Below are 25,799 nucleotides of genomic sequence, written 5' to 3'. Positions count from 1 at the left end.
ACCTGCGAACAGGCTTTTCATGACCAGTGACAGCACCGCCCGGCCGGAAGAAGACCGGGGCGATCTTTCGGCCGCCACTCAATTGGTGGCCGAGGCCGATTTGGGCGGGCGCAAGCCGGACGGCCGCTTTGCCCGCTGGCTGCTCGTGCTCGTCCCCCTGGCGTGGAGCCTGTTTCAGCTCTGGTATGCTTCGCCGCTCCCCTATTCGTTCGGCTTCGGCGTCTTCAACGCCAGCGAGGCCCGGGCCATTCATCTCGCCTTCGCGCTGGTTCTGGTATTTTCTGCCTATCCTGCCTTCAAATCATCGCCACGCCATACGATCCCGATCCAGGACTGGATATTGGCGCTTCTTGGTGCCGCGTGCGCCCTCTACCTCTTTGTGTTTCAGGACGCCTTGGCGGCACGGCCAGGCCTACCGACCACTTTGGACGTGGCGGTGGGCGTCGCCGGCGTGGTCGTGCTGCTCGAGGCTGCGCGGCGTTCGCTCGGGCTGGCGCTGCCGATCGTGGCCATGGTCTTTCTGGCCTATGCCTTTTTCGGGCCCTATATGCCCGACCTTTTCGCCCATCGGGGCGCCTCGATACCCCGCGCGGCCACGCAATACTGGCTGACGACTGAAGGCGTTTTCGGCGTCGCCCTGGGCGTTTCGACCTCGTTCGTGTTCCTTTTCGTGCTGTTCGGCTCGCTTTTGGAAAAAGCCGGTGCCGGCAACTATTTCATCAAGGTCGCCTTCGCGCTGCTGGGGCACTTCCGCGGCGGTCCGGCCAAGGCCGCGGTGCTGGGCTCGGGCGCAACCGGGCTGATTTCCGGGTCATCGGTGGCCAATGTCGTGACCACCGGTACATTCACCATTCCGCTTATGAAGCGGGTCGGTTACCCGCCTGTGAAAGCTGGCGCCATCGAGGTTTCGGCATCGGTCAATGGCCAGATCATGCCACCGGTCATGGGCGCGGCTGCATTCCTGATCGCCGAATATGTCGGCATCTCCTACAGCCAGGTGGTGCAGCATGCCATCGTGCCGGCCCTTTTGACCTATCTCTCGCTGTTCTACGTGGTCGACATCGAGGCCCGGAAGGCCAGCCTCAAAGGCCTCCCACGCGAATCTCACCGCTCGCCCCTGATGAGCGCGGCCCTGTTCGGCATGACCGCGGCGGGTTTTGTGATCTTCTGCTGGCTCGTGGGCGTTGGGCTGGGCTGGACCCGTGACGTTTTCGGTCCCGCATCCACATGGGCGGCGGGTTTGGGAGCCCTCGGCATTTATGTCGGTTCGGTAGCAATCCGCTCGCGGTTTCCCGATTTAGAACTCGACGATCCCAACGACTCCAACGTCGTGCTGCCCGACACGGCCAAAGTCGCTCCGACCGGTATCCACTATCTGATGCCGGTGTTCATCCTCGTCTGGTGCCTAATGGTAGAGGAATTGTCTCCGGGCCTCTCGGCCTTCTACGGCACGATGGCCCTCATCTTCTTGGTCGTCACCCAAAAGCCGCTGATCGCACTGTTCCGTGGCGCCGGAGACGTGCTGACACGGTTCCGCGAGGGGTTCGACGACCTCTTTGACGGGCTCGTCACGGGCGCGCGCAACATGATCGGCATTGCCATCGCCACCGCGGCTGCTGGCATCATCGTCGGCACGGTGTCGCTCACAGGGGTGGGGCTCGTGCTGACCGAGATCGTCATCGCCATTTCGGCCGGCAACCTGATCGTGATGCTGCTGCTGACCGCACTGATCTGCATGATCCTGGGCCTGGGCATGCCCACCACGGCCAACTATGTCGTTGTCGCGACGCTGATCGCGCCGGTGATCGTCGACGTGGCCACGTTGAACGGGGTCGCGGTGGCGCTTGTCGCGGTGCATCTCTATGTCTTCTATTTCGGGCTCATGGCGGACGTGACTCCGCCTGTGGGGCTAGCCTCCTTCGCTGCCTCGGCGATCAGCCGCGCCGACCCGGTGCGCACCGGCGTGCAGGCTTTCCGCTACGAAATGCGCACGGCCATCCTGCCGCTCCTGTTCATCTTCAATCACCAATTGCTGCTGATCGGGATCGACAACTGGTTCCAACTGGCCATGGTGGTCCTAGCCGCGCTGCTGGGGATGCTGATGTTCGTCTCCGTGACCCAGCAGATCTTCATCACGCGCTCGCGCATCTGGGAATCGGCCATCCTGCTCGTTGCGGCGGCCATGCTGTTCCAGCCGGGCTGGTTCATGGACAGGATCGTCCCCGAATACATGCCCGTGGACGGCAGCCGGGTGCTCGAGCTTGCCGAGCAGGTGCCCGAGGATGGGTTCCTGCGGATCGAGGTGGTCGGAGTGGACATCATCACCGGCGCCGAAGAAACCCGCGTCATGCGGCTGCCGATGGGCGAACCCGGTTCGGGGGCCGAGCGGCTGGCCGCGGTCGGCATACAGATCGCCCCTGTCGGGGACAGCGTTCAGGTGCTGGGAGCCGCGTTCGGAAGCCAGGCCGAAAGTCTCGGCATCGAGGTAGGCCAGACGATCAGCCGCGTCTTCGTGAGGGATCCCAACAGTCCGGCGAACGAGCTGACCTATATTCCGGCGCTCCTGCTGATCGGGATAGTGGGTGCCCTGCAATGGCGCCGCCGCGATTGGGACCAGCCGGGGATGCCTAAACACCGGACGCAGATGGCCTGAATTGTCAATGACCGCGACGCCGCCTCTCAGCGAGATTGGCCGGTCGGCGGCCATCTCCGCTACATCCTAAAGGTTATCGCGCGGTCGTATGTAGTTGCGGGACCGATACTCCAATAGGCGCATGAGTTCCAGCGCGATGGTTCAGGGCATGACACCGCGCCTGCCGCTGCGCGCTAACCAAAGGGTCAATGGACCCTGCTGCCGCGATCCGGCAAGTCGCTATTTAAGGCAAAAAGTGGTTGGCTGGGGAACCTGGATTCGAACCAGGACTAACGGAGTCAGAGTCCTAAGACACGCTTTGAAACTATTGGCAAAAAGGTCAGCGTGTCGCATTCATGTCGCGAGCAGGCCGTCCAGAGCATCGTCTAACTCGTCAGCGTTGTCGCCGGTGGGGAACAAGTGCCCATAGGTGTCGAGCGTCAACTGAATTGAAGCGTGACCCATCCGCGCTTGGACGACTTTGGGTGGCAGTCCGAGGCCATTGTCCTCTTTTCGGTTGATGCACCAACTTGCATAGAAGTGCCGCAAGGCGTGCAGGCCGGAATATTTCGGTCCCACGATGGGCTGGCCGTCCTTATCCTTCTCTCCGGTCGGGATGGTGACGCCAGCCGCGATCTGGACCGGGTAATACCAGCGCTTGGTGATGTTGGCGTAATACTCGACGTTGCCGGCGCCGTTCGGGAAAACGAGACCTAATTCGCCTTCCGGGCAGTCATCCTTCCAGACCCGCAGTTCGTCGCACAGGCGGGAGGGCAGGGGGATCGTCCGGCTGCCCTTTTCGGACTTGGGGGCGCCGATCTTTTGATGTGCGTCGGCGCGCTGCCGGATGGTCACTTCGCGGCGATTGAACGCCAGGTCTGTCCAGCGCAGTCCGCGCAACTCACTGGCGCGCATCCCTGTGAATGCCGCTGTCATAAGGAAGGCGCGCGACTTTCCATCCGCGGCTGCAATGAGTTTGCCGATTTCCTCAACGGTAGGGATGTCAACACCGACCTCGGCCCGCTTCTTCTGGCGGGCCTCAACGCGCTTTGACGACTTGCTCCTCCCCATGTCCTTGACAGCGTTGCGCATGACCAAGCCGCGCTCCTGGGCATCGGAGAGCAGGGCACCCAGACTGACCCTCACGGCACGAACCATCGCTTTTGACTTTCCGTCGGCCGCCAGCTTGTCGGTGAAGGCGCGCACGAATGGGATGGATATCTCATTCAGCCGGTGTCGGCCGATCGCCGGAACTATATGCAAACGAAGGTGCTGTTCGTATTGCGCCAGCGTAGTTTTCTCCAACCCGGCCGCCGCTGCGGCTTCGAGCCAGAACTTCCCGGCCTGTTCGACGGTGACCGTATCAGCATCCGCGACGTGGATGCGCCCAAGCACCTCCACATGGGTTTGCGAGTCAAAGGCGTCAGCGTCTTTCTTTTTGGCGAATGTTTTGAGGTGCCGCTTCCCATTCTGATCGGTGTAGCGCACCACCCACGCCTTGCGCGGTTCGCCTTTAGCTGTCGTCCACTCCCGAACTGAAACGCTCATAGAAAACCCACCCTCAAAGAAAGAGGGGTTGCTAAACCGACTAACAGATTTTGGCAACATGAAATACGGCAGCAGAAAACGCTTGACATGACGCCAAGTTTCTTATATATTCCGCTCGTTTTGCTGATTTCGGGCGCAATACGCCTTATTCGAATAATCTAGCAAAGCGCCGAAAACCTGTCAAGCGTTTTTTCATAGGAGGACGAAACAACATGAACCTGGCCGACGACCTGCTCAATGGCGCGAAGGAAATCGCCGCATTCATGGGCCTCCCGGCCCGCTCGATTTATCATGCCATCGAGGCTGGAACGCTGCCCTGTTTCCGCATCGGGGCAAAGATATGCGCCCGAAAGTCGACGCTTCTCGCCTGGGTGGCGGCGCAGGAGGCGGCGAACGACAACGCAGCCCTCAGGGCGGTCGCATGAAGGACTATCATCCCGAACTCCAGTGCCGTCCGATATCAATCGCATATGACTTCACAAGTCGCGTAGGTCTGCTCGTTCTTGATGAATACGAATGCTGCGACCAAGGCGGCTGCGTCGCACTCTTCAAGCTCATCGACCCCGACGTTAGGCAAGTCCAGACAGTGGCCGGAAACGAGTTGGACACCGTCTACACCCGCACCAGCAGCGGCTGGCTAGCCGCTTAGTCGAACGCCATCACCTTCTTATTGCGAACAATCGGCGTCGGATATCCGCACGCCGAGAGGAGGACTCTTGCGAAATTTTCCATACCCATCCGAACGGCTCAGCGGCTTTGTCGAACTCCAGGGGAACGACTCAATTCTTATGGCCCGCCGCCAAGCTCGCGACATTCGCACCCGCCACGACCGACGCGCCCACGGCTTCGGCCTACTCTTCGAGATTGAAAATGGCCGGATCAGCGGTGTCGAGCAAATCGAGAATTCGCCCGTGCTTTGGGTGGAGGGAGAACTGGATATTGAATTCGACGGGACCAGCCGGCGAGGGCTACGACTGGTCGAATGGAACGGCAAAGGCGAGGCTCCGGCGCATGCTTTGCGATGGGCTGCGGACATCTACATCGCGGACCGCGATACGGCTGCATTCGTCCGCGCCGCAATCGAGGAGAAGCTCGAGAACGACCATGGCATAGCCGTCGCGAGCGGGGAGGTGGCCTGATGAGGGTCACCAGCATAAGACCGGCAACGGCTGAGGGTGGCGTTCTCGCCACCTTCGATCTGGAAATTGACTCCGAGCTCAAGCTGCTCGGACTGGTCCTCAAACGCACAGGCGCCGGTGTTCGAGTGTTCCCGCCGCAATCTCGGGACCGCGTCGGCACGGCTGCAATCGCGCCCAGCCTCGCGGCACGCATTACGCAGATGGTCACTACTCAAATGGAGGCGAGCGCCCGTGTCCGCAGCCAATAGCATCGAGCAATCACTCCTTGAGGACACTGACCCCTCGGAAGGCATTCGCACTCACATTCAAGTGCTCCATGACCTAGCCGCCGGCATTGACGGCGTGTTGGTGGCGGCAACGTACTACACAGGCCACACCGGTGGTTCGATCACCCACCATGCCATAGGCGATGTGGACGGTATGGCAGGCGCCATCGCAGCGCACTTGGAGACGCCGGGTGCCAACTCCTATGTCGGATTGCAGGTCATGCGCCGCGGATTGCAACGCGGCAAGCGCGGCACCGAAGCTGACATCGTCGCTGTCCTTGGCCTGGTCGCGGATATGGACGCGGACACCGGCAATGCGGGCGGTGAGTACCCGCTACCGCCCAATTACATCGTCGAATCCTCTGCCGGGAATCTCCAGGCTTTCTGGCTATTCGATCGGCCAGTTACTCCCGCAGTAGCCAAGGAAATTGCCGCGGGGTTGCAGGTGGCAACAGCCTCAGACCACTGCACGAAGGACATCACGCACGTTTGGCGAGTACCCGGAACACTCAACCACCCGAACGCGAAAAAACTCGAGCGCGGCCGTTCGCCAGCGCCACAGCCCGTGCGGGTCGCGCAACCATGGGATGGTACCTATACGGACCCCGCGGCTCTGGCCCTGGCAGTGGCGGGACGGGGTGCGACCGCCAACGAGTCGAAGGCTATTGAGCTAGGCGACCTGCCCAGCGTCGACGGTATCGAAGTTTCACCGCGTGCAGCCGAAAAGCTGGCCCGCAACCTCGATCCGGGCGAAGATCGGTCGGGGCAGGCATACGCTGTGGTTGAGCAGCTTCATTTTGATGGTCACACAGCTGAGGAGGCTGCTGCACTGTTTATGGCCGCCACGGGCAACTGGACCAGTCGATATCGCGACGAGGCCCATATGCGTTCTGATTTCGCGCGAATGTGGGGGAAGCGAGAAGCAGAAAGGGAGAAAGAGCGGGAGCAGGCAGAAAAGTTCGCTAAAGGCCTAGGCAAGCCAGCGAATGATAACGAGCCTCTGTCGGAATCGAAGCGGCGCGAGCGTTTCGAACTCACTTGGTTCGACAACATAGAGAATTCAAAGCCGAAGAAGACCTTCATCAAGGGCGTTTTCGGTGAGAACGAGTTCTCCTATATCGTGGGAAAGCCGGGCACCGGCAAGTCGGTCATCACCACAGACATGGCGTGCCACGTTGCCGCCGGGATGGATTGGCATGGGCGTCGCGTAAAACAGGGCCTGGTCGTCTATCTCGCGGCTGAGCGCAAGGATCTGACCGAACGAAGAATGTTGGCTTTCAGGAAACGGCATGGTGTCAAAGACGTGCCGCTGCTGGTTGTTGGCGGCCGCATTGATTTGACTGGAAATCTCAATGACGCACGAACGTTGGCGAAGCTGATCAACCAGGCCGCCGAAGCGTGCGAGATGCCCTGCGTCTGGATCATCATTGACACCCTGACTCGAACCTTCGGAGGCGGGGATCAGAACGCCACGAAAGACATGTCGGCGTTTGTTCAGTCGTGCGACGAAATCCTCAACTTGACCAAAGCACACGTGACCGTCATCCACCACACTGGCTGGTCAACGGATCGCGCCAAAGGCTCGATCGACCTCGACGGTGCTGTAGATGCCAGCTTCATCGTGAACAAGATAGACGGCAAATACGTCCTGGCATGCGACGGCACCAATGACGGCGAGGCTGGCGTCGTAACCCATTTCCGCATGGAGTCAGTTGAGGTTGGGGTTGATGAAGACGGGGAACCCACCACCGCGCCGGTTGTGGTTCAGGTGGATGACAAGCCGAAGAAGCTCACGACCGGAAAGTCCGTCCATGTTTTGGAGGCACTAAGCCATGCCATCGAAAAGGACGGGATTGAGCCAGCGGGACATCACTTTCCCGATGACATTCTGGCTGTGACCGAAGAGCAGTGGCGCGCTGCCTACTATGAGCACCCCAAGGCGTCTGAGAACGAGGACACGCGCGTCAAGCAGTTTAGCCGTGGACGCACTCAGTTGCTGGAGAGAGAGCGGGTTGGCAACATCGGCAACTGGTACTGGCTGAACGAAGCTCCAGAATGAGCCGGACAATTCCATTTTTGAGAAAATGTCCGGCAAATGGAGGTGCCGGACACGCCGGACAAAACAAGGGAAACAGTTTGTCCGGCAGAAGCGCTAGCAAATCCAAGCATTTAGGTGTGACCGGACATTGCCGGACATTTGGGTTTTCCGTTGATTTGTCCGCCCGACACCCCGCAGGACATAGCCGGACACACACCTTTAGGTGTGTCCGGATGTCCGGCAGTCCGGATTGAAACCTGCGGCTGCCATGCCCCCGTGGCGGCCCCCTTAGAGCTTGTTGAAGCCCATTAATGGAAATGGTCCTAAATTCGTGTCGAATTGGATACCCAATTTTTCGGAGCGCTTACTTAGATCATTGAAGACATCCTGACGAATGCTCTCCCAGTAGGGAATTTCACCCTTTGCCGACTTCTTAATGAAGATGGCGATCGTGTGAAAAATTGCTAAAGCAACCAGTCTGCAGCCGTCGCCGTCAAAATCCGAGGTGCCATCGTCGAAATCATCCCACGATTCAAATATTGTATCTAGCGATGACATGATAATCATAGAAAGCTGTGGTGAGTAGGCGGATATCGTTGGAAGTTCTGATTGCAGATCTCTCAACTTCGGCCTGCAATCGATTTCTTCGATTATTGCGTGTTCTATTTCTATGACTCGAACAATTAAGGATCGAAGATATTGCGCAAATGTCTCAGCGCGCTCAACTTTACGCTGAGCGACTTGATGCGAAGTTTGATGTAGGGCAGCAAGCCACACGAACGCGCCTGCGACGAGTGCAAAAAATCCGGCTAGCAGAGTCTGGTAGTCCCTAACCCAACCTAGTGACACGAAGCGTTCCAACCAGACCAAAAGCGCGTCATTACAAGCGCGGTCGAAAGCGGCCAAACAGCCGGTCCGTTGATACCAAAACATGACGTACAGCAGGACCCAAAGCCCTGCCACGATGCCCAAAATCGCCCCGGCGGCTCTACCCACACTCTTCATGCTGCGCCCTCAGAATACACAGCACCATGGCATCTGTGCACGGCTGTTCCAATGGGGTGGAGCACCCGACCTTGGCTTCTCGACAAAAAATCGCATCCCTTCGGTGGTGCCTGTCGCTGCCACCTGGGTATGTTCAGTCAAAGGAGGACCAAATGCCCAGACGCAGGCACCACAATAAGCCTTACCGGGTCGCGCCCGGCCGCAAGGCGGATGAGATCGACGACCGAATCTACGAACTCCACCAGATGATGAATGGGGTGTGGCCGCCGCATGCAACGTACATCTGCAGTCGTTGCGGCCGTGGCGGTCCGCTGGCGGAATTCAAGATGGAACGAGATTTTGGGGTGCCGGAGCGAAGGCAGTGCGTCGAATGCGCCAAAAGCCCAAGGCCAGAGCCTAAACCTCCGACCGTATCCGTCAAGCCGAAGAGGCCGAACCGAGCAGCAGAACTAGCAGCGGCCAGGCTTCGATACGAGGAGGAGCAGGAGAGAATCAGGCAGGAGCGCGAGGACGATGAGTACTATGAGCACTGCATGCGTCTGATGGAGGAAGAGGAGAAGAAATACGCCGCGGAAATGGCTCGCGCGCCCGAACCTGGCGAACCTGAATAGGCTGACCAGGGTAGTGTTTCGAGCTATTTCGCCTGCATCGTAGTTAGTTGCTCCCGCTGGATTGTACGCCGATTTGTGGATTGCACAGATAAACCTATTGGCGACTGGCAGTGCGAGCAGGTGATATCCAAGCCACCCGGCAAGTCATTTGTGACCACGACATTATTCTGGCCGCATGACGGACAAGTCGAACGAAATTCTTCGTATCGTTGCATGATGTCTCTCCTGTGTCTCGCCTCTAGCGGGCGTTGAGAAACCATAATGCGATATTGTGTCGGCGGCGTGTCTCGCAGAGATAAACATCAAACGCACCAGATTGACGATTTCCGCCCCAGCGGAAAACACCAACAGCCGCACCAAAGCGACATTTTGAGAATCTCGCGGCTTTCAAACCCACCTACGACCGGAGGAGTCGCTTTGACTGCACCTATCCCTGCCAACGATAACTACCACCGCGCCCTTATTGGAGACGGTGATGACCTGCCATCGCCCATCCGATATTTGCCACACGAGCTTCCGGGCATCGAAAAGCAAAAACGTCGGCTCGCCAAGATGGAAGCCAAACGGGGCGACTGGGACGGCACGATGTGCCCCGCAAACGATAATATTGGATGGCCCTTGGCCAAGGCGCTGCTCGCCGAGAAAAACCACGAACTGTTGCTCGTGGCCATTCGCTACCGCCAGATCGAGAGAGCGGCCACGAGTGGCACGCAGTTGATGGGCCTTAGCCCGACGGCAGACCTGTCGATCGTTCATGTGTCAGAAGCGGAGGATGACGGGAGCGTTTCCTTTGAAAAGGTTCGTCGCAGCAAGTCGGCCGATGCGATTGCTACAACGCCCGGTCGGAAGGCTCGCGTAATCTCGAATGAGGAGGGCGAGCCTTCTGCTGTCCGCTCATCATCTGTGCAGCGCCCCTGGAATGGTGATGACAAGCTGCACGCGATGATTGATGCCAAGTCCCTGCTGGAAAAGCTACGCAAAGCAGTCGGCGCCTTTGTCGATCCGCTTGAGGCGATGGTCGTCGAGGGTGAGACATACGAACAAGTGGGCCGTCGCTTTGGCGTCGGGAATAGGGCAGGTGCCATGGGATTTGCACGCGGCGTTGCCCACGTGGGGCTCCTGGCCGCCAAAGGTGTTCTGGCCGGGTATACCCACATCGACGCCAGAACGCCTTTGAGTGAAGAGACTATCGAGGCGATGGTGAAGGAGTGGATTACCGGCCATCGCATTGATTACCGCCACGGCGCAGCCGAAGCGGCATAGCCTCACCCCATGCGGGCGCGAGTTCTTACGCGCCGCCCCGGCGCCTTCGGGCGTCGGGTAACAATTGGGTAACGGGACCAACCGTTGCCCCTCATCTCGTTGCGCGGCACTTCGGTGCCCCGCTCGCCGTGATAGACGCTACCCGATTGTCAGGTGCGACCCGCTATGCGGTGCTGACGTTCGGTGCTGTCACGGCGAAGGCCTTAGGGTAGGGCGCACCCTTGAACTTCGCCGCAGGCGAATTACGTAGGGCGTCCTCCCTCACAGAATCATGCATTGGCGCTGTTCCCCTCCTCCTGCGGCCTTTGCATGCGCCCGGCGTGCTGCACCCTTGATAGGTGCGCCGCCGGGCTTTTGTTTATCTGCAAGAGCGCGCTGCATCCCCGATGACGTACTCGTTGAGCGCAAGACCCTGCAGTCGGTTGGCTTCGACGATACGCGAATAGCACTGCTCAAATTCACTCGGGCGAAGGTAAAGCGCTGCTGCTACGGCACATAGCCCGATGAGAATTGCGGAGGCGACCAATATGCAGTTCGATGTGATGCCCATCTGTTTTCGCCTCACTCCATCGCTCGAATCAGGCGCTGTATTGGTAGTAGCTGCTGGTGCCGTAGTCATATAGATCGGCTGATCGTCCCCTGACAGTTACCTCGTAATGGCATCCGGCCCCATAGTCGTATCCCTCATATCTCCCGCCGCCCCGCGGCTCGAAGTCAACGTGAGAACCTACTCCATAGTGGTATAGATTCGGAATATCGCCATCGAAGTGGCATCCGTTGGTGTAGTCGTATGCATCCACACGCGCTTCGCTAACGTCCGCGTCTATCAAGATGTACCCCGCGCTTGGCGAATGGACCGCGGTCACCTTCACCCCGGAAGCGTGAGCAATGGCTACAGCGGCAACAGCCGCTCGGACATGTGGCTTCATTGATTTCCCCCATAGATACACCGCTAGAAGATCACGGATGGCTCAAAGAGAAAAGTGTGCACGCAGGGCTGGCGAGCGATGACAAGCAATCGCAGCGATGAAGCAGTAGCTTATAGACGCCTGTATAAGAGTGCGCGTTGGCGCAACCTTCGTCTTACCCAACTCGCGCTGCATCCACTCTGCGCTCGTTGCCTTGTCATGGGTGTTGTTGAGCCCGCGACTGTAGTTCATCACCGCGCCGGCGGGCATAAAGGCGACATCAGCAAGTTCTTCGACCCCGATATTCTTGAGAGTCTTTGTAAGCCGCACCACGACAGCGACGGCGCTCTCGAAGACATGGGCCGAACGACTATCCAGTACGACGAACATGGCTGGCCAATCTGAGGAGGAAGCATGAGCATGAACGTGTCCGTTGATCGCGATCACGAAGGCCGCCTGCACCTGGCAGTCGCTGGCCAATATGCAGCCGGTGCCCGCGTGACAGGCTTCCAACAGATTGGCGATGAGCTTTGCGCAGTGATCGTAGTGCCAACGAAGGCACTCACCCTTGGCGAGGTCAACAACGTCGTTCCGTTCGTCCGACCGGAGGCAGTCAGGTAGGGGGTGTTCCGATCGCTGTATCGGTGCGTCTCTGCGGACCGCGGCCCCCGGAAAACGTGCGCATCTGCAATTCAGATGTTGGGACAAAAAGGCCAGCACCCCATTCCGAGTGCTGGCCCAGTATGCATGGAAACCTTTGTCGGTCAGTGGCGGGCTTATTTGCCCTTACCGCGACCGGTGTCTCCGCGCCCAGGATTTGGAATGTGCTCCCGGGTAGTTCTTCCGGGGTTTGCCTCACCGTATCGTGTGGTGACGAAACGCCCTGACGTGTTGGACCGATGTCCAATGTGCGAGTTCTTACCCATTTAATACTCCTATGTCTGGCACTCACCCCTTGCGAGTGCCAGAGCACAATATGCTGATTCGTTTCAGGCAAAAACATCCATATGTCGCGTCAACAGGCAAGATGACGCATGCTGTTAACTCTGTGGAAAACCGGGCTCCGGCGACAAGGAGGTCACAATGCCCAGACCTCGCACCCCAAAAGCTAAGGCCGAGCTAGAAGCGCGCGACCATGTGAACGCAGGACGCTTCAAAAATCGCACCGAGCCTACGGTCACCGACCCGGTCGGCGAACCGCCGGAGTGGATTGTCGACAACGAACTCACCAAGGCTCGCACGGCTTGGAACACGTTCACCTACGAAATCCCATGGCTCAACCGCTCCCATCGCAGCTTTCTCGAAATCGCGTCCAACATCCGCGGTCGCTTGATGACCGGGCAGGAGGTCGGAGTTCAGGCTCTTAACCTGCTTCGACAATGCCTTGGCCAGATGGGGGCGACGCCAGCCGATGCCTCCAAGGTCGCAATTCCTGATGGTGAAGACGAAAAAGACGACTTGCTCGACTAGCGCCACTCAGTGGCCAACGGTCAGCGGCGAGCATCCGGCGCTCGATCGCGTCAATGCATACGCCCAGGCGGTAATCGACGGCACGGAAGTGGCCGGACCTCATGTGCGAAACGCCTGCCGCCGTCATTTCGACGATTTGGCCAACGCGCGCAAGCGCGGCCTGCACTGGGATGACGCCGCGGCGACGCGCGTGTTCCGCTTCTTTGAGGAGCGACTAAAGCTTAGTGAAGGTCAGTTCGAAGGAACGCCGTTCAAGCTGCATCCGAGCCAGGCGTTCAAACTTGGCTCCCTGTTTGGCTGGAAGAACGCCTCTGGCAATCGTCGCTTCCGTCGCGCCTATATCGAAGAGGGTAAGGGGAACGGCAAGTCGCCTTTCGCTGGCGGTGTCGGTCTGTATGGCATGATGGCCGACAGCGAGCCCGGTGCGCAGATCTTTGCGTGCGCCGCGACCAAGGACCAGGCAAACATCCTCTTTCGGGATGCGATCAAGATGCGCAGCCAGTCCCCTAAGCTGGCTGAACGCACCAAGACGAGCGGCGGACCTGGAAAGGAATTTAACCTAGCGTATCACGCCAAAGGCTCGTTCTTTCGGCCCCTTTCAAAAGAGGCTGGCAAATCTGGGTCCGGTCTGCGGCCGCACTTCGCTCTCTGCGACGAGGTCCACGAACATCCCGACCGCGCGGTCATGGAAATGCTCGAGCGCGGGTTCAAATTCCGGCGCCAGCCGCTTCTGTTGATGATCACGAATAGTGGATCAGACAGGAACAGCGTCTGCTGGGAAGAGCATGAGCACGCTGTGCGTGTGGCCGCCGGAGCCCGTGAATTGGACGACGACTTCACCTACGTAGGTGAGGTCATCGACGACACCACGTTCGCTTATGTCTGCGCACTCGATAAGGACGACGATCCTCTTGAGGATCCTTCCTGCTGGAAAAAGGCCAACCCGCTCCTCGGCACTATTCTGACCGAGGAATACCTGGCTGGCGTTGTAGCGCAGGCAAAGGAAATCCCCGGTAAGGCGAACGGCATCCTGCGGTTGCACTTCTGTATGTGGACGGACGCCGACAAGGCATGGATGCCCCGGTCGACCGTGGAAAGCGTCATGGCGGAGTTCGACCCGATCGAAGAGCACCGTGACAAACCAGTGTTTCTGGGATGCGATCTCTCCGGCACGAGGGATATGACCGTATTGGCCGCCGTTGTGCCCACCGGCTTCATGGAAATGAATCGCGAAGATGGGTCGATCGCAAGTCTGCCGACCTTCGACGCGTGGGTTGAGGCGTGGACGCCTGGCGACACCCTAAAAGAGCGCGCGAAAGCGGATAAGGCGCCGTACGACGTCTGGGTGGAGCAAGGGTATCTCAACGCACCTTCCGGGAAACGCATCCGCTACGACTTCGTGGCGGCGAGACTGGCGCAGATCGATCAGGACTTCGACATTCAGGCGGTGGCCTATGACCGATACGCCTACGACAAGTTCCGCGAAGAGGTCGACGCACTGGGTGTCGAAGTAGAGCACGTCGCGCATCCGCAGGGCGGGAAGGTCCGAGCCAGACCTGAGCCTGCCAAGGTTGAGGCAGCAAAGGCAGCGGGTCAGCCCGCACCGCAGGGCCTGTGGATGCCGGGTTCGGTTTCCGAACTCGAAAACATGATCGTCGACGGCCGTATCCGCATGCGAAAAAGCCCGGTCCTTATGACCGCTCTGATGGGGGCGACGTTCGACAGCGATCCGCAGGGCAATAGATGGTTCGTGAAGGCGAAGGCTTCGGTCCGCATTGATGCCGCCGTCGCACTCTGCATGGCAGTTGGTGCCGCAGTCGATGGCGTTGTCCAGACGACAGTGCCGACGTCCCCCTGGGATGATCCTGACTTCTCTCTAACCGACTTCATGGCGGCTTGATGAAACTATTTGGCTTTGAAATCGGCCGTCGCTCCGTGGAAACGCGGGCGTCGCCGGAAGACCCCCGCGTGCCGGTAAGCGCAGAAGGCTTTCTGCAGTACTTCGGCGCCCAGTCGGGGAACCTTCCCGTCGTCACACTTGATAGTGCGATGCAGGTTCCGGCGTTCTCCGCTGCTGTTTCGTTTCTCTCGAGCAGCATGGCGAACCTGCCGGCGCACGTGTATCGCTCCAAAGGTGACAATGCGGAGCGCGTGGGCGGAAAGATTCAGAAACTGGTCAATGAGACCCCAAACCCGCAGTGGTCCAGCTATGGGATGCGAAAATATCTATGGCAGGGCGTTTTCAGTCAACCTGGACGCGGATGCGCATGGATTGAGCGGAATGGGTCGTCGATCGAGGCAATCTGGCCGTTCGAACACAACCGGGTGACGGTTTCAATCCGGGGCGGCAAGAAGTGGTATCACTCCGAAGGCAGGGATTACCCGGCCGAAGACGTCATTGACCTGCCGTTCATGCTCAAGTCTGACATGGTGTCGGTCTACAGTCCGCTTTTTTTGGCCGGCAAAGCCGTGCAATTGGCGCTTGCCATGGGCGACTACGGCGCGAACTTTTTCGCTGGTGGCGGTGTCCCGCCGTTGGCGCTGACCGGGCCCCTCCCGGCCGGCAAAGGCGGATTTGCCCAAGCCTTGGGTGACATGAAGCGCGCTATCGAGGCTGCCCGCGACAACGGCGATTCCATGGTGCCAATCCCTCCGGATTACGAACTGAAGCCGATCGGCTTTGACCCAGACAAGGGTCAAATGACCGAAGCTCGGCGATTCCAGATCGAGGAAATCGCCCGCGTGTTCAGCTTGCCGCCTGTGTTTCTGCAGGATCTGACCCGCGCGACGTTCACGAACTCAGAGCAGCAGGACTTGCACCTGGTCAAGCACCTGATCGCGCAATGGGCGAGGATGTCCGAAGAGGAATTCAACCTCAAGCTGTTCGGTGCCAGCCGGAGCAATCGCTTTATGGAGCACTCGTTAGACGCGCTCCAGCGTGGCGACTTCACCAGCCGTATGGATGGCTACTCCAAGGCAATTCAGAACGCGGTTCTGACGCCGGATGAAGCACGCGCGCTTGAAAACCGCCCTGCGAAGGGTGGTGCAGCGAATGACCTGCATATCCAGGGGGCAACCATGCCCCTTGGATCGCAACCTAACGCGGCGCAGCCGCCTGCTAACGACGACAACGAAAATGATGGGGCTGATGCCGCATGACCGAACTGGAAAAGCGTGGCGGTGATCTCGGGGTCGAGGTTCGCGCCGACGATGGCGGCAAGAAGACCCTGAAGGGTTATGCGGCTGTGTTCAATCGCGATACCACCATCGGTGATTACTTCATCGAGAAAATCGCGCCCGGTGCGTTCGATAAGGCTCTCCACGATGACGTTCGAGCTTTGGTGAACCACGACCCGGGTCGTGTGATCGGACGCACCAAGAGCGGCACCCTCCGTCTGGACGTGGATACACGCGGCCTGAAAGTCGAGATCGACGTTCCGGACACGATGGACGGTCGCGACCTGTGGACGTTAGTGGAGCGGGGGGACGTGTCCGGCATGTCTTTCGGCTTCCGGGTCACAAAGCAGGAGTGGGACGAAACCGGCGATTTACCGGTGCGCACCATCCACGAGGTAGAGCTTTTCGAAGTGTCGGCTGTCGCGTTCCCGGCCTACGACGACACCAGCCTTGCAGTCCGCTCGCTAGAAGCCGCGCGCACGGAGCGCGCCAACCACAATTTGCTCGCAGCACAGCGCCGCATTGCCGAGCGCAGGGCAGCGATGGAGCAGAAAATTCGGGGCATCCGGCAGGACACCCCGTAGTCACCCGGCGCCAGCCGGAGGGCAGGGCTGTCCTGCCATTTCACCCTCAGAAGCACACCACGGCCCGCGCAAGCGGGCTTTTTCATTTGGAGTGACGTATGTCCCTGACTGAACTGCAGGAGCAGCGCGGCCGACTGGTTACGCAGGCTCGTGAAGCCCTTGATGAGATCAAGGCAAACACCGACGAATCCCGCGCCGCGGAGCTCGAAGAGCGCCACGACAAGATCATGGCCGATTTCGACAAGGTCGAAAGGCAGATCGAACGCGAAGAGCGCCAGGCCGAAATCGAAGCCCGCTTGGCTGAACGCGCCGCCGAAGACCGCGCTCGCCAGCGCCCTGGTCTTCGCGATCGGGACGACGAGGGCGCGCGCCGCCCCGAGAACGACCCGCTCAGCTATCGCAGCGTGTTCCACAAGTTCATCACGGTCGGGGGCGATCCCTCGCTGCTTGAGCCGGAAGAGCGCGGCATTCTTCGTGAAGGCGTGCAGAAAAAGGCCGAATTCCGCGCACAGCTGACCACCAGCGGCCAGGCGGGTGGCTACACCGTCCCCACGGAGCTCGCCAACGAGATCATCAAATCGATGGCCGCATGGGGGCCGATGTACGACGACGATGTTGCCACCGTCATGAACACGAGCGGCGGCAATCCGATCGACCTACCGACCGTCGATGACACCACCGTCGAAGCTGAGCCGCACACCGAAGGCTCTGATCTGACCGATGACGGCGGCAAGGACGTCACTTTTGGCCAGAAGACCCTGAACGCCTATGTGTTCGACACCGAGTTCGTGAAGTTCTCGATGGAACTGGCGCAGGACTCCATCTTCAACATGGAAACCCTGCTCGGTTCTCTACTCGGCGAGCGCCTCGGTCGCATCTCGAACAAGCAGCTGACCATCGGGACTGGCACCAACGCGCCCCATGGCATTGTCACGGCGTCGACTCTGGGCATTACAGCCGCAGCCCAGGCAGCGATTGCCAGCGACGAACTGATTGACCTGGTCCATTCGGTGAACCCCGCCTACCGGACGGCGCCGAAGGTCCGTTGGCAGTTTAACGACCAGACGCTCAAGGCCGTTCGCAAACTTAAAGACGGCGAAGGTAACTACCTCTGGCAGATGGGCGACATCACCAAGGGCGAGCCCGGAGCTCTTCTCGGCTACCGGTATAGCATCAACCAGGCCATGGCAGACATTGCCGCGGGTGCGAAGCCCATCATCTTCGGTGACCACGGCAAGTACTTTGTCCGCAAGGTTGGCTCGCCGGTTATCGGTGTGATGCGCGAACGCTTCTGGCCGAACCTCGGCGTGGCCGGCCTCATCCGCTTTGACGGTGAACTCGGCGACACCGCCGCGGTGAAGCACCTGATCCTGGCTTCTGCCTAAGCAAACGTGACGGGGCGCTTCGGCGCCTCGTTTCCACTGGAGGCGACTATGCACGTACGAATGCTGACCGGGCTTTCCGGCCCTGCTTACAACCTCGCCGTAGGGGATGAGCGAGATTTCCCAGAGTCTGAAGCTATCCGGTTGATCGAGGCTGGTTTCGCAATCCCCGTCGAGCCGGCCAAGGAAACCGCTACCAAGCGGCAGCCTGCGAAGGAGAAGCGCGGCTGATGTGGTATCCGGCAACGATTACTGTAGCGGCAACGGCCGAACCGGTGACGGTGCCGGAGGCCAAGCGGCAATGTCGTGTCAGCTTCGCTGATGACGACGAATACTTTTCCGATTTGATCAAAGCGGCGCGCAATCACGTCGAAAAATATTGCGGCGTGCGGTTCGCGACGCAAACGGTGGAACTGAAGTGCGACCGGTGGTGCGATTTCGCATATCTGCCCGAGGGGCCGGTGCAGTCAGTATCAGTGATCACTTATATTGACACTGACGGAGTAGAGCAGACGCTGGGCGACGACGTTTACGAACTCCGCGCCGATGGTCTTGAAGCGCGGATCGCCTTGAGGTTTGGGCAGACGTGGCCAGCGACGCAATTGGGTTCGCGCATCACTGTGACCGCCGTGGTGGGAACGCCTGATGTGCCGCCTGCGGTCAAATACGCGATGCTGGCGTGGATAGACGAAGCTTACGAAAATCGCGGCGTTGCTGTGTGGGAGAACACAGCGCTGTTCGATGCTCTATTGAGCAACCATAGGCGGTTTGCGTGATGCCGTGGGTCCGTTTCCTTGATGATTTCGACTGGAAGCCGACGCCCGCGGTGACCGTCGCATACCGATCCGGCATGACCAGGTTGGTGACGACGGCGTGTGCGAAGGCGGCGATGGCAAAGGGTAAGGCGGAGCGCACCAGCAAGCCGCGAGGGGGAGACGATGGCCAGACAGCCAGCGACTAGGGCCGGCGCCCTCCGCGAGCTCGTGCGGTTCGAGGCGAAAGTTCCCGCAACGGATGGCTGGGGCCAAGAAATCCCTGGCTCCGGCGAGTGGACAGAGCAGTTCGCACCGGTAAATGCTAACCTGCGCCCCTTGCGCGGATCGGAAGCCGTCATTGCGGCCCGCCTCCAAGGCGAGCAGCCATACATCATGACCATCCGCCAGCACGCTGCAGCAGCGGCCATCACAACCGCTTGGCGGGCCGTGGATATGCGCGCGGGAAGCAATGCCGAGGGCAAGCCTAATCGGGTGTTCGCGATCAAGGCGCCGCCGGTGGACCCGGATGGCAAGAACGCGTGGCTCGAGATCTTGGTTAGCGAGAACGCGGAATCCTAAAACATGGCCATACGAATGCAGATTATGGGCCGCGATCGGCTCATGAAGCGTCTGCGGCTGTTTGTGAAGGACTTGGACGCCGAGCTTCGCAAGGTGAAGCTGGAAGCCATGAAGGAAGTGGCAGCCAAGATTGCCAGCCGTGCGCCAAGCGACACTGGGTTCTACAGAGATAGCATCGAGGCGGGTTTCGTGGACGATAACCCGCAGGCAAAGACCAGACCGGGATATCGGAAGTCCAAAGACCCGGACGAAGTAGCCATCTATGGCGAGTTCATCTGGCGCTTTCTCGAGTACGGAACCGCGGAGCATGTGAATGGCGGACTGTTCGCCGGAACCATACACCCAGGAACCGAGCCACAACCCCACGTGATGCCAACTTGGCGTGCCAATCGAGACACCGTGAAGAAAAAAGTCCGCAAGGTCGTGAACAGACTTGTTCGCGAGTCCAACGCTGGACGGAGACGATAGCATGGCAGATCAAAGCTTCGATTTGATGTTCGCTATGCTGACCGCCATGCGTGCAGATGCTGGCATATCGGCTCTCGTCCCGGCCGGACACATTTTCGCGGACTCCGTGCCTCCGGACACCGAGCCCCCTTACGTCGTCATTGGCGATACCGATGCTCACCGAGAGGACGCTACGTGTGTTTCGGCGCAGGGCATATTCGTCACCCTCCATGTTTGGTCATGGGGGTCTGGTGATGCCTATAACACCACGCAGGCACGCAGGATTTGCGATGCCGTTTACAGTGCGCTGCACGACCGTTCGCTGCCTTTGGCGAGCAATCATCTGGTGACGATCGAGCACCGGAGAACGCGGGTATTCAAGGACGCCGACGGCATCAAAAACCATGGCGTCATTGAGTTCTGGGCTGGCGTCGAAGAGGCCTAGCCGAACCCCTTAATCCCTAACAGCAGCCCGCCCAAGAGGCGGGTTTTTCTTTGGAGAAACACCATGCCTCAGCAAAAAGGCCGCACGCTGCTCATTCAGATCGGTGATGGCAACGTTGACCCCGGTCCCGAAACCTTCACCAATCTCTGCGGTATCCAGACTCGCAGCTTTAACCTGTCGGCCAACGAAGTCGACACTACTATCCCGGACTGCGAAAATCCCGGCGGGCCTGTGCAGCGCACGGCCGAGCCCGGCATCGTGAACCGTACTTTCTCTGGTTCGGGCAAGTTCGTGTCTGGCGCGAACGCCGACGCGCTTATGACCCATGTCCGTAACGCGACGTCGTTCAACGCCAAGGTGATTGTGCCTGGTGATGGCACTTACACCGGCTCGTGGTTCGTTTCGGAGTTTGAGTTCTCCGGCGAGATGGAAGGCAACATGGACTTCTCGTCCACCTTTGTTGCTGCCGGCCCGCTCACATTCGTTGCTGAGGCTGCTAGCTGATGGCTCTTGAGGTCAACGGCGCGCGAGGAGAAGTCGCCTTAAAGGTGGGCGACGTTGACCTCGTAATTGCTGCCACAATGTCGGGGTTGGCGAAGCTGTCTACCCGGCTCGAAAGCCGCTCGATGGGCGATCTGTTCGAGAAGCTTGCCAACGTCGAGGTTAACACGGTTATCGCTGGCCTGGAGCTTCTAACGGTGCGTGGCGACGCCAAAGCCGCTGTTGCTGCACTCCGGCTGGGGCACTTCCCGGCTATTGCCAAGGCATTCTCTGAAGCGCTGGCGCACCACTTCGGTGACGAACCGGGAAACGGCGAAGCCGCCAAGGAGACGACGGAGGTCTAGATGACCCGTTGCCTTGGCGGCAGTGGATGCGGATGGCGTTCGGCGCTCTGAATTGGCCGCCCGAAGTGTTTTGGGGCTCAACGCTCACTGAATTCATCGACGCGATCGAGGGACGCAATGAGGCAAACGGCGGGACGAAGCCCGTTGAGCCGCCGAGTGAAGCCGACCTAGACGAGTTGGTGAGGAAATACGGTTAGGTGAGATGCTAGGAGCGGGGCTTGTCTAGGCGTTCCAGCACCCCTCCAATTCCCAGCAACACCAGGCTTCCAAACACATACGGCACCAACGAAATGGCCGCCACCGGCTCTCCAGACGCAAGCATGGCGACGGCAGCCAAGCCGATAAGCAGTGATCCGGCGGCGCCAATCCCCAAGAATAAATAAGCCATTCCCATCCCCCATTCCAGCCCGCCCTCGCGCGGGTTTTTTTGTATCTAAAGGCACCCGCGCATGGCTGACAAGTCCGATGATCTGATCATCAGTATGGCCACCGAAATGGCCGCTCTGCGCAGGTCATTTTCTCGTATCGAATCCGAAGTCACAGGATTCAGCAACAAGGTCAATCGGCGCTTCCATTCGATGGGGCAGTCGATCGACCGCGCATTTGCAAATGTCGGTCGCAACATGATGCAGAGCCTCACCGGCCCGCTTGCGGGTATTGGTGGGGTCCTCGCGACTCGCGAGGTCATGCAGTACGCAGACGCGTGGACCGAGGCAGGCAATAAGGTCGCGGCTGCCGGGTCCGTCGTGGGTATGGCGGGGCGTGACCTTGAAGGTATTCGGCAGATCGCTGACGACACCCGCGCCTCCTTTGGCGATACGGTGCAGCTTTACAGCCGTATGCTGCGCAGTGCCGGCGATGTCGCGAAATCAGAGCTAGAAATCGCCCGTGCCACTGAGATCGTCAACAAGGCCTTCAAGGCGGGCGGCGCGGCCTCATCGGAAATGGCCGCTGGTATCCTGCAACTCTCGCAAGGCTTGTCGTCAGGCGTACTACAAGGCGACGAACTACGATCGGTTCGTGAAAATGCGCCATTGCTCGCGGACGCAATGGCGGATTATTTCGATACCACAATCGGCGGCCTGAAAGAGCTTGGCGCGCAAGGAAAACTCACTTCAGAAGAGATTTTCAAGGCCATCTTGTCGGCCGGGTCGCAGGTCGATGCTGCGTTTGAAACCACCAATGCCACGATTCAAGATAGCATCACGCGCGTCCAGAACGCCCTGGTGCAATACATTGGGTCTGCCGATCAGAGCCTTGGGGCAACCGCTGCCCTAAATGCCGGCCTAAATGCGCTAGCCGACAATTTCGACACGTTCGCAGACGTCGGGTTGAAGCTAGCTGCTATCCTTGCGGGCGCGCTGGTCGGGCGGTCGATCATTCCCATGGTCTCTGCGCTGGGTACGGCTGGGAAGGGCATTACCGGCTTCGTCCGGATGCTGACGGCTGCCGCTGCCGGCACGGGATCACTTGCTTCGGCGTTCGGAGCGCTAACCAGCGCCGCCGGCCCGCTGTCCATGATTATCGGCGGGGGCGTGCTGCTCGGGCTCCAGCATATGGTGGCCGAGAATGCGAGGGTGAAAAGCTCCATTGAGAGCATCACCAGCGAAATGGAAGAACTCGGTCTTGCCGGTCACGCTGCTGCTGAAGGGCTTAAGGCCGCTGCCGAGGCAACTGACAAACTGGCCGAAGCAGAATCCAGACGCGAAGGCCGGCAGGCTCAGGAAAACATGGATGTTCTTCGGCATGGTACGCTGCAGGATGAATTTTCCGAGCCATTCACTGCAAACGCCGACCTTACCAATCTCGATGCCATTGTTTCTCGTGCGAACGACATTCGCAACGCACTCGCCAGCGACATAGATCAGGGGGCATATCAAACCATCCGACAGATGGCTGAGGCGCTGTCCGATGGTCGCGTGCAAGCTGAAGCCGTTCGTGCGGAAATGCTGGCCATCCGCGAAACAGATGTTTCGCAGAATGTCGCCGATCTGGCATTGGCTCTTGACGAGGTTGCCCGCCGTTGGGGCGCAATGGAGGCTAAAGTCGCGGTCACTGGCGTGGCTGTCGATGACGCTTTGGCCTCGCTTGAGGAATTCTATGCCTCGCTCGCCGACAATGCTCGCGCGCAGGGGTTCACCGACGACATTGTCTCTGAGCTCGAAACGTTGGTCGGGGAATTCGATGGAACGGCGGAATCCGCAGAAGAAACTCTAGACGCCATTCTGGATATCGCCGATGCGAACGGCCTTGATATGGGCTGGCTTGAATCGGTGCTGATCAGCCTGACAGGAAACTTTCTGTCGCTTGCCGATGCCGCGCGATTGGCTCGAGCGGAAATGGATGCCGCAACGGGAATGTCCCGTGAAGCGCAAATTCGAACGTTCCGCGAAGCCGATGCGGCCAGCATGGTCCCAATCAACCAAGGACAAGAATGGCTTGCCGAGCAGGAGCGCCGGAACGCTCTGACCCGCGAGCAGCGAGACCTTGAGGATGAAATTTCGTCCATCCGCAAGGACATGCCAGACGGCGCGTTCCTGACCGATGCCGAAGTCGAAGCTCTGGCGCGCGCAAACTTAGCGTGGGCCGAGAACAACAAAAAGGGTGGTGGCGGGAAGAAGTCCGATAAGGACGAATTCCAGCGCGAGATCGATCAGTACCGTGAACGCCTCGCATTGATGCAGGCTGAGTACGATCTTCAGTCCCAACTCAATCCGCTAGTTAATGACTACGGATATGCAGTTGAACGCCTTCGAGCCCAGATGGAGCTCGAGAACGCGGCAGCGAAAGCCGGACTGGAAATCACGCCGCAACGACGTGCCGAAATCGAACAACTGGCTGACGGCTACGCCCAGGCAGCGGCAAATGCTGCCCGCCTGACTGAAATTCAGGACCGTACCCGACAAGCCTTCGACGATCTTGGGTCGGCGGCGCGTAATGCTCTCGACAGCATCATTGATGGATTTATCGAAGGCAAAAGTGCCGGCGACATTCTCAACGATGTCGTCAAGGACTTGGCGAGAAACATGCTTAGCATCGGTTTGAACCTGCTCACGGGCGGGATCAGCGGAATGCTTGGTTTCGCAGAGGGCGGGTACACCGGCCCAGGTGGCAAGCACGAGCCGAAAGGCGTCGTTCACGGCGGGGAATATGTGTTCTCCAAACAGGCCGTATCAAAAGCCGGCGTAAGGAATCTCGAGGCTCTTCATCGCTCGCTCCGTGGCTACGCGGACGGCGGTCTGGTGGCTCCGTCGGTGCCGATGATCTCTCCACCGGGGTCCGGGCAGGGCATTCAACCCATCCGCATCGCCCTTGAGGTGCAGGAAGGCTCGGCATTCGAAACCCGCATCATCGAAGTAAGCGGGCCTGTTTCGGCCGAAATCTCCAAGCGCACAGTCCAGACCTACGACCGGGCCATGCCGGGAACGATGAGTAATTATGATGCCCGATATCGTTGATCTCCCACCCAACCTTCGCGTCTCGGATAGAAGCGATCCGCAATTGATCGCCAACACCAGGTCTGGCGGTATGGCGATCAACGGTTTCGAGCAGATCATCTCCCCGTTGAGCCAGCGATGGATATGGCGGGCGACGATCCCGATTCACAAGAAGGATCAGGCGCGCAGCCTGCGCGTCGTGCTGGCCAAACTGCAGGGCCGGTTCGGCTATCTGCGGGCGCGGGTATGCGACATGTATCGTGTCAGCCGCAACGAGATGGGTGCTATCCCGGTGCCGGGCGGCAAAGTTCCGCATAGCGACGGGGCGCTGTTCTCGGACGGTAGCGGGTATAGGCCAGCGGGCGGGACGACCAACCCTGTGGCAGGTGCACTGGCCGGAACGTCTACGCTTGTGCTCGATACCGACATTCCGTTGGTCGTCGGAACGTTCTTTTCGAGCAACTCGTGGCTCTACGTCATCACGGATATCGATGACCCGGTCGACCTGGATAACCCCGGCACGGAGCGGACAGTGCATATCGCTCCGCCCTTGCGGTCGACCATCTCCACCGACGACGAAATCAACTTCGATGCTGAGTGCCTATGGCAGTTGGCCGCTGATGACGTTGGAAAGTTGGACCTGCGCCTCGGAAAGTGGGGCACGGTAAATCTCGAACTGGTTGAGCCGATCGGCAGGGCAGACCTCTATGCTACCTGATGTTGTGCAGGCCATGGCCGAGGGGCAGCGCGTCTCGGTGGCAACGCTCTATGAGTTCCAGTTCCGCACCGCGCCGTTTCGGACGTGGGACGGGCTTCGGGAACTCGAAACGCTGGACGGTCGGAAGTGGTGGGCCAGCGGCTCGCTGATTTCCGCTTCCGGCCTTGAGCAAAGCCGCAACCTGTCCGCTCCACCGGCCACGTTCACGCTTAGCGGCGTGGACAACGAACTGATCACCTATGCCGCGGGCAACACCCAGGAAGTGACCGGGCAACCATGCGCGGTGTTCATCCAGTTTCTGCAGGACGCATACACGCCTTTGGCTAATCCCATCGCCATTTGGGCGGGGAATATGGACACAATGGCATTCCGGGCGGGGGCAAAAGAACAGCAGATCACGCTGACGGCGGAAACGCTGATGGTGAACCGCATCCGGGCTCCTTACGCCTATATGACTGACGCGGACCAGCAGGCCCGTTGGCCCGGTGATCGCGGCATGGAGTTCATGCCGGCGCTGATCAACAAGACCGTGAACTGGCTGCGCGGGTAG

Annotated in this window: 28 protein-coding genes; 24 read left to right on the top strand and 4 right to left on the bottom strand. The window is 59.5% G+C overall.

Translation table 11 applies throughout. From position 1 onward, the window contains the following. The first annotated feature begins 19 nt into the window (after positions 1-19). Positions 20-2,653 carry a TRAP transporter permease gene (locus NO934_RS01765; RefSeq protein WP_309161866.1) on the top strand — a complete coding sequence of 878 codons (2,634 nt, stop codon included), beginning with the start codon at positions 20-22 and terminating at the stop codon, positions 2,651-2,653. A 333-nt stretch (positions 2,654-2,986) separates the two neighbouring features. Here NO934_RS01765 and NO934_RS01760 read toward each other — a convergent pair whose 3' ends face one another. Beyond that, positions 2,987-4,180, bottom strand: a complete 1,194-nt coding sequence (locus NO934_RS01760) for a tyrosine-type recombinase/integrase (RefSeq protein ID WP_309161865.1) — start codon at positions 4,178-4,180, stop codon at positions 2,987-2,989. A 212-nt stretch (positions 4,181-4,392) separates the two neighbouring features. Between NO934_RS01760 and NO934_RS01755 the strand changes: the two genes are divergently transcribed. The 4 genes from NO934_RS01755 to NO934_RS01740 all read left to right on the top strand — a co-directional run bounded on the left by NO934_RS01755 (position 4,393) and on the right by NO934_RS01740 (position 7,644). Beyond that, positions 4,393-4,605, top strand: coding sequence for a helix-turn-helix domain-containing protein (locus NO934_RS01755; protein WP_309161864.1), 213 nt, complete (start codon positions 4,393-4,395; stop codon positions 4,603-4,605). Between the two features lie 363 nt (positions 4,606-4,968). Next, the gene (locus NO934_RS01750; protein ID WP_309161863.1) at positions 4,969-5,319 is read left to right on the top strand and encodes a hypothetical protein; all 351 of its coding nucleotides are present in this window, start codon (positions 4,969-4,971) and stop codon (positions 5,317-5,319) included. Continuing rightward, positions 5,319-5,567, top strand: a complete 249-nt coding sequence (locus tag NO934_RS01745; protein ID WP_309161862.1) for a hypothetical protein — start codon at positions 5,319-5,321, stop codon at positions 5,565-5,567. Before NO934_RS01750 ends, NO934_RS01745 begins: the two co-directional genes overlap by 1 nt. After that, positions 5,551-7,644, top strand: a complete 2,094-nt coding sequence (locus NO934_RS01740; protein WP_309161861.1) for an AAA family ATPase — start codon at positions 5,551-5,553, stop codon at positions 7,642-7,644. The genes NO934_RS01745 and NO934_RS01740 overlap by 17 nt, the downstream gene beginning before the upstream one ends. A 267-nt stretch (positions 7,645-7,911) precedes the next feature. On the opposite strand, the gene NO934_RS01735 is transcribed toward NO934_RS01740, so the two are convergent. Further along, complete coding sequence (locus tag NO934_RS01735) at positions 7,912-8,628, bottom strand: hypothetical protein (RefSeq protein WP_309161860.1); 717 nt, start codon at positions 8,626-8,628, stop codon at positions 7,912-7,914. Between the two features lie 152 nt (positions 8,629-8,780). On the opposite strand from NO934_RS01735, the gene NO934_RS01730 reads away from it, so the two are divergent. Together NO934_RS01730 and NO934_RS01725 are read left to right on the top strand one after the other, a co-directional pair. Then, on the top strand, positions 8,781-9,239 hold the full coding sequence (locus NO934_RS01730; protein WP_309161858.1) for a hypothetical protein: 459 nt from the start codon (positions 8,781-8,783) through the stop codon (positions 9,237-9,239). 417 nt (positions 9,240-9,656) lie between these two features. Next, complete coding sequence (locus tag NO934_RS01725) at positions 9,657-10,502, top strand: hypothetical protein (RefSeq protein ID WP_309161857.1); 846 nt, start codon at positions 9,657-9,659, stop codon at positions 10,500-10,502. A gap of 971 nt (positions 10,503-11,473) precedes the next feature. Here NO934_RS01725 and NO934_RS01720 read toward each other — a convergent pair. After that, the gene (locus tag NO934_RS01720) at positions 11,474-11,800 is read right to left on the bottom strand and encodes a hypothetical protein (RefSeq protein ID WP_309161856.1); all 327 of its coding nucleotides are present in this window, start codon (positions 11,798-11,800) and stop codon (positions 11,474-11,476) included. Between the two features lie 24 nt (positions 11,801-11,824). Here NO934_RS01720 and NO934_RS01715 point away from each other — a divergent pair, with 24 nt between their 5' ends. The 14 genes from NO934_RS01715 to NO934_RS01650 all read left to right on the top strand — a co-directional run bounded on the left by NO934_RS01715 (position 11,825) and on the right by NO934_RS01650 (position 21,291). Then, positions 11,825-12,031, top strand: a complete 207-nt coding sequence (locus NO934_RS01715) for a hypothetical protein (protein ID WP_309161855.1) — start codon at positions 11,825-11,827, stop codon at positions 12,029-12,031. 462 nt (positions 12,032-12,493) lie between these two features. Then, complete coding sequence (locus NO934_RS01710; protein ID WP_309161854.1) at positions 12,494-12,880, top strand: hypothetical protein; 387 nt, start codon at positions 12,494-12,496, stop codon at positions 12,878-12,880. After that, positions 12,846-14,780, top strand: a complete 1,935-nt coding sequence (locus NO934_RS01705) for a terminase TerL endonuclease subunit (RefSeq protein WP_309161853.1) — start codon at positions 12,846-12,848, stop codon at positions 14,778-14,780. The genes NO934_RS01710 and NO934_RS01705 overlap by 35 nt, the downstream gene beginning before the upstream one ends. Then, positions 14,780-16,039 carry a phage portal protein gene (locus NO934_RS01700; protein ID WP_309161852.1) on the top strand — a complete coding sequence of 420 codons (1,260 nt, stop codon included), beginning with the start codon at positions 14,780-14,782 and terminating at the stop codon, positions 16,037-16,039. The genes NO934_RS01705 and NO934_RS01700 overlap by 1 nt, the downstream gene beginning before the upstream one ends. Further along, on the top strand, positions 16,036-16,641 hold the full coding sequence (locus tag NO934_RS01695) for an HK97 family phage prohead protease (protein WP_309161850.1): 606 nt from the start codon (positions 16,036-16,038) through the stop codon (positions 16,639-16,641). The genes NO934_RS01700 and NO934_RS01695 overlap by 4 nt, the downstream gene beginning before the upstream one ends. A 98-nt stretch (positions 16,642-16,739) precedes the next feature. Beyond that, on the top strand, positions 16,740-18,026 hold the full coding sequence (locus NO934_RS01690; RefSeq protein ID WP_309161848.1) for a phage major capsid protein: 1,287 nt from the start codon (positions 16,740-16,742) through the stop codon (positions 18,024-18,026). A 48-nt stretch (positions 18,027-18,074) separates the two neighbouring features. Beyond that, the gene (locus NO934_RS01685) at positions 18,075-18,254 is read left to right on the top strand and encodes a hypothetical protein (RefSeq protein ID WP_309161847.1); all 180 of its coding nucleotides are present in this window, start codon (positions 18,075-18,077) and stop codon (positions 18,252-18,254) included. After that, complete coding sequence (locus NO934_RS01680; protein WP_309161846.1) at positions 18,254-18,799, top strand: head-tail connector protein; 546 nt, start codon at positions 18,254-18,256, stop codon at positions 18,797-18,799. Before NO934_RS01685 ends, NO934_RS01680 begins: the two co-directional genes overlap by 1 nt. A 162-nt stretch (positions 18,800-18,961) precedes the next feature. Then, positions 18,962-19,357 carry a head-tail adaptor protein gene (locus tag NO934_RS01675; protein WP_309161845.1) on the top strand — a complete coding sequence of 132 codons (396 nt, stop codon included), beginning with the start codon at positions 18,962-18,964 and terminating at the stop codon, positions 19,355-19,357. 3 nt (positions 19,358-19,360) lie between these two features. After that, positions 19,361-19,825 carry an HK97-gp10 family putative phage morphogenesis protein gene (locus tag NO934_RS01670; protein ID WP_309161844.1) on the top strand — a complete coding sequence of 155 codons (465 nt, stop codon included), beginning with the start codon at positions 19,361-19,363 and terminating at the stop codon, positions 19,823-19,825. A gap of 1 nt (position 19,826) precedes the next feature. Continuing rightward, complete coding sequence (locus NO934_RS01665; RefSeq protein ID WP_309161843.1) at positions 19,827-20,249, top strand: DUF3168 domain-containing protein; 423 nt, start codon at positions 19,827-19,829, stop codon at positions 20,247-20,249. Positions 20,250-20,312: 63 nt separating this feature from the next. Then, complete coding sequence (locus NO934_RS01660) at positions 20,313-20,753, top strand: phage tail tube protein (RefSeq protein WP_309161842.1); 441 nt, start codon at positions 20,313-20,315, stop codon at positions 20,751-20,753. Then, complete coding sequence (locus tag NO934_RS01655) at positions 20,753-21,094, top strand: hypothetical protein (protein ID WP_309161841.1); 342 nt, start codon at positions 20,753-20,755, stop codon at positions 21,092-21,094. The genes NO934_RS01660 and NO934_RS01655 overlap by 1 nt, the downstream gene beginning before the upstream one ends. Before the next feature lie 8 nt (positions 21,095-21,102). Next, positions 21,103-21,291: a phage tail assembly chaperone gene (locus tag NO934_RS01650; protein ID WP_309161840.1), complete on the top strand. Its 189-nt coding sequence runs from the start codon at positions 21,103-21,105 to the stop codon at positions 21,289-21,291. A gap of 8 nt (positions 21,292-21,299) precedes the next feature. Here NO934_RS01650 and NO934_RS01645 read toward each other — a convergent pair whose 3' ends face one another. Further along, positions 21,300-21,482, bottom strand: coding sequence for a hypothetical protein (locus NO934_RS01645; protein WP_309161839.1), 183 nt, complete (start codon positions 21,480-21,482; stop codon positions 21,300-21,302). Positions 21,483-21,543: 61 nt separating this feature from the next. Between NO934_RS01645 and NO934_RS01640 the strand changes: the two genes are divergently transcribed. The 3 genes from NO934_RS01640 to NO934_RS01630 are packed head-to-tail and all read left to right on the top strand — an operon-like array spanning position 21,544 to position 25,799. Next, a complete protein-coding gene (locus NO934_RS01640) occupies positions 21,544-24,552 on the top strand; it encodes a tape measure protein (protein WP_309161838.1) in 3,009 nt (1,002 codons plus the stop codon). Beyond that, positions 24,536-25,249: a hypothetical protein gene (locus tag NO934_RS01635; protein ID WP_309161837.1), complete on the top strand. Its 714-nt coding sequence runs from the start codon at positions 24,536-24,538 to the stop codon at positions 25,247-25,249. Before NO934_RS01640 ends, NO934_RS01635 begins: the two co-directional genes overlap by 17 nt. 13 nt (positions 25,250-25,262) lie before the next feature. Continuing rightward, positions 25,263-25,799 carry a hypothetical protein gene (locus NO934_RS01630; RefSeq protein ID WP_309161836.1) on the top strand — a complete coding sequence of 179 codons (537 nt, stop codon included), beginning with the start codon at positions 25,263-25,265 and terminating at the stop codon, positions 25,797-25,799.

The organism is Pelagibacterium sp. H642 (genome assembly GCF_031202855.1).
Classification (GTDB): Bacteria; Pseudomonadota; Alphaproteobacteria; order Rhizobiales; family Devosiaceae; genus Pelagibacterium.
Note: the sequence above shows the minus strand (reverse complement) of the source record. Positions and strands in the feature narration are given on the sequence as shown.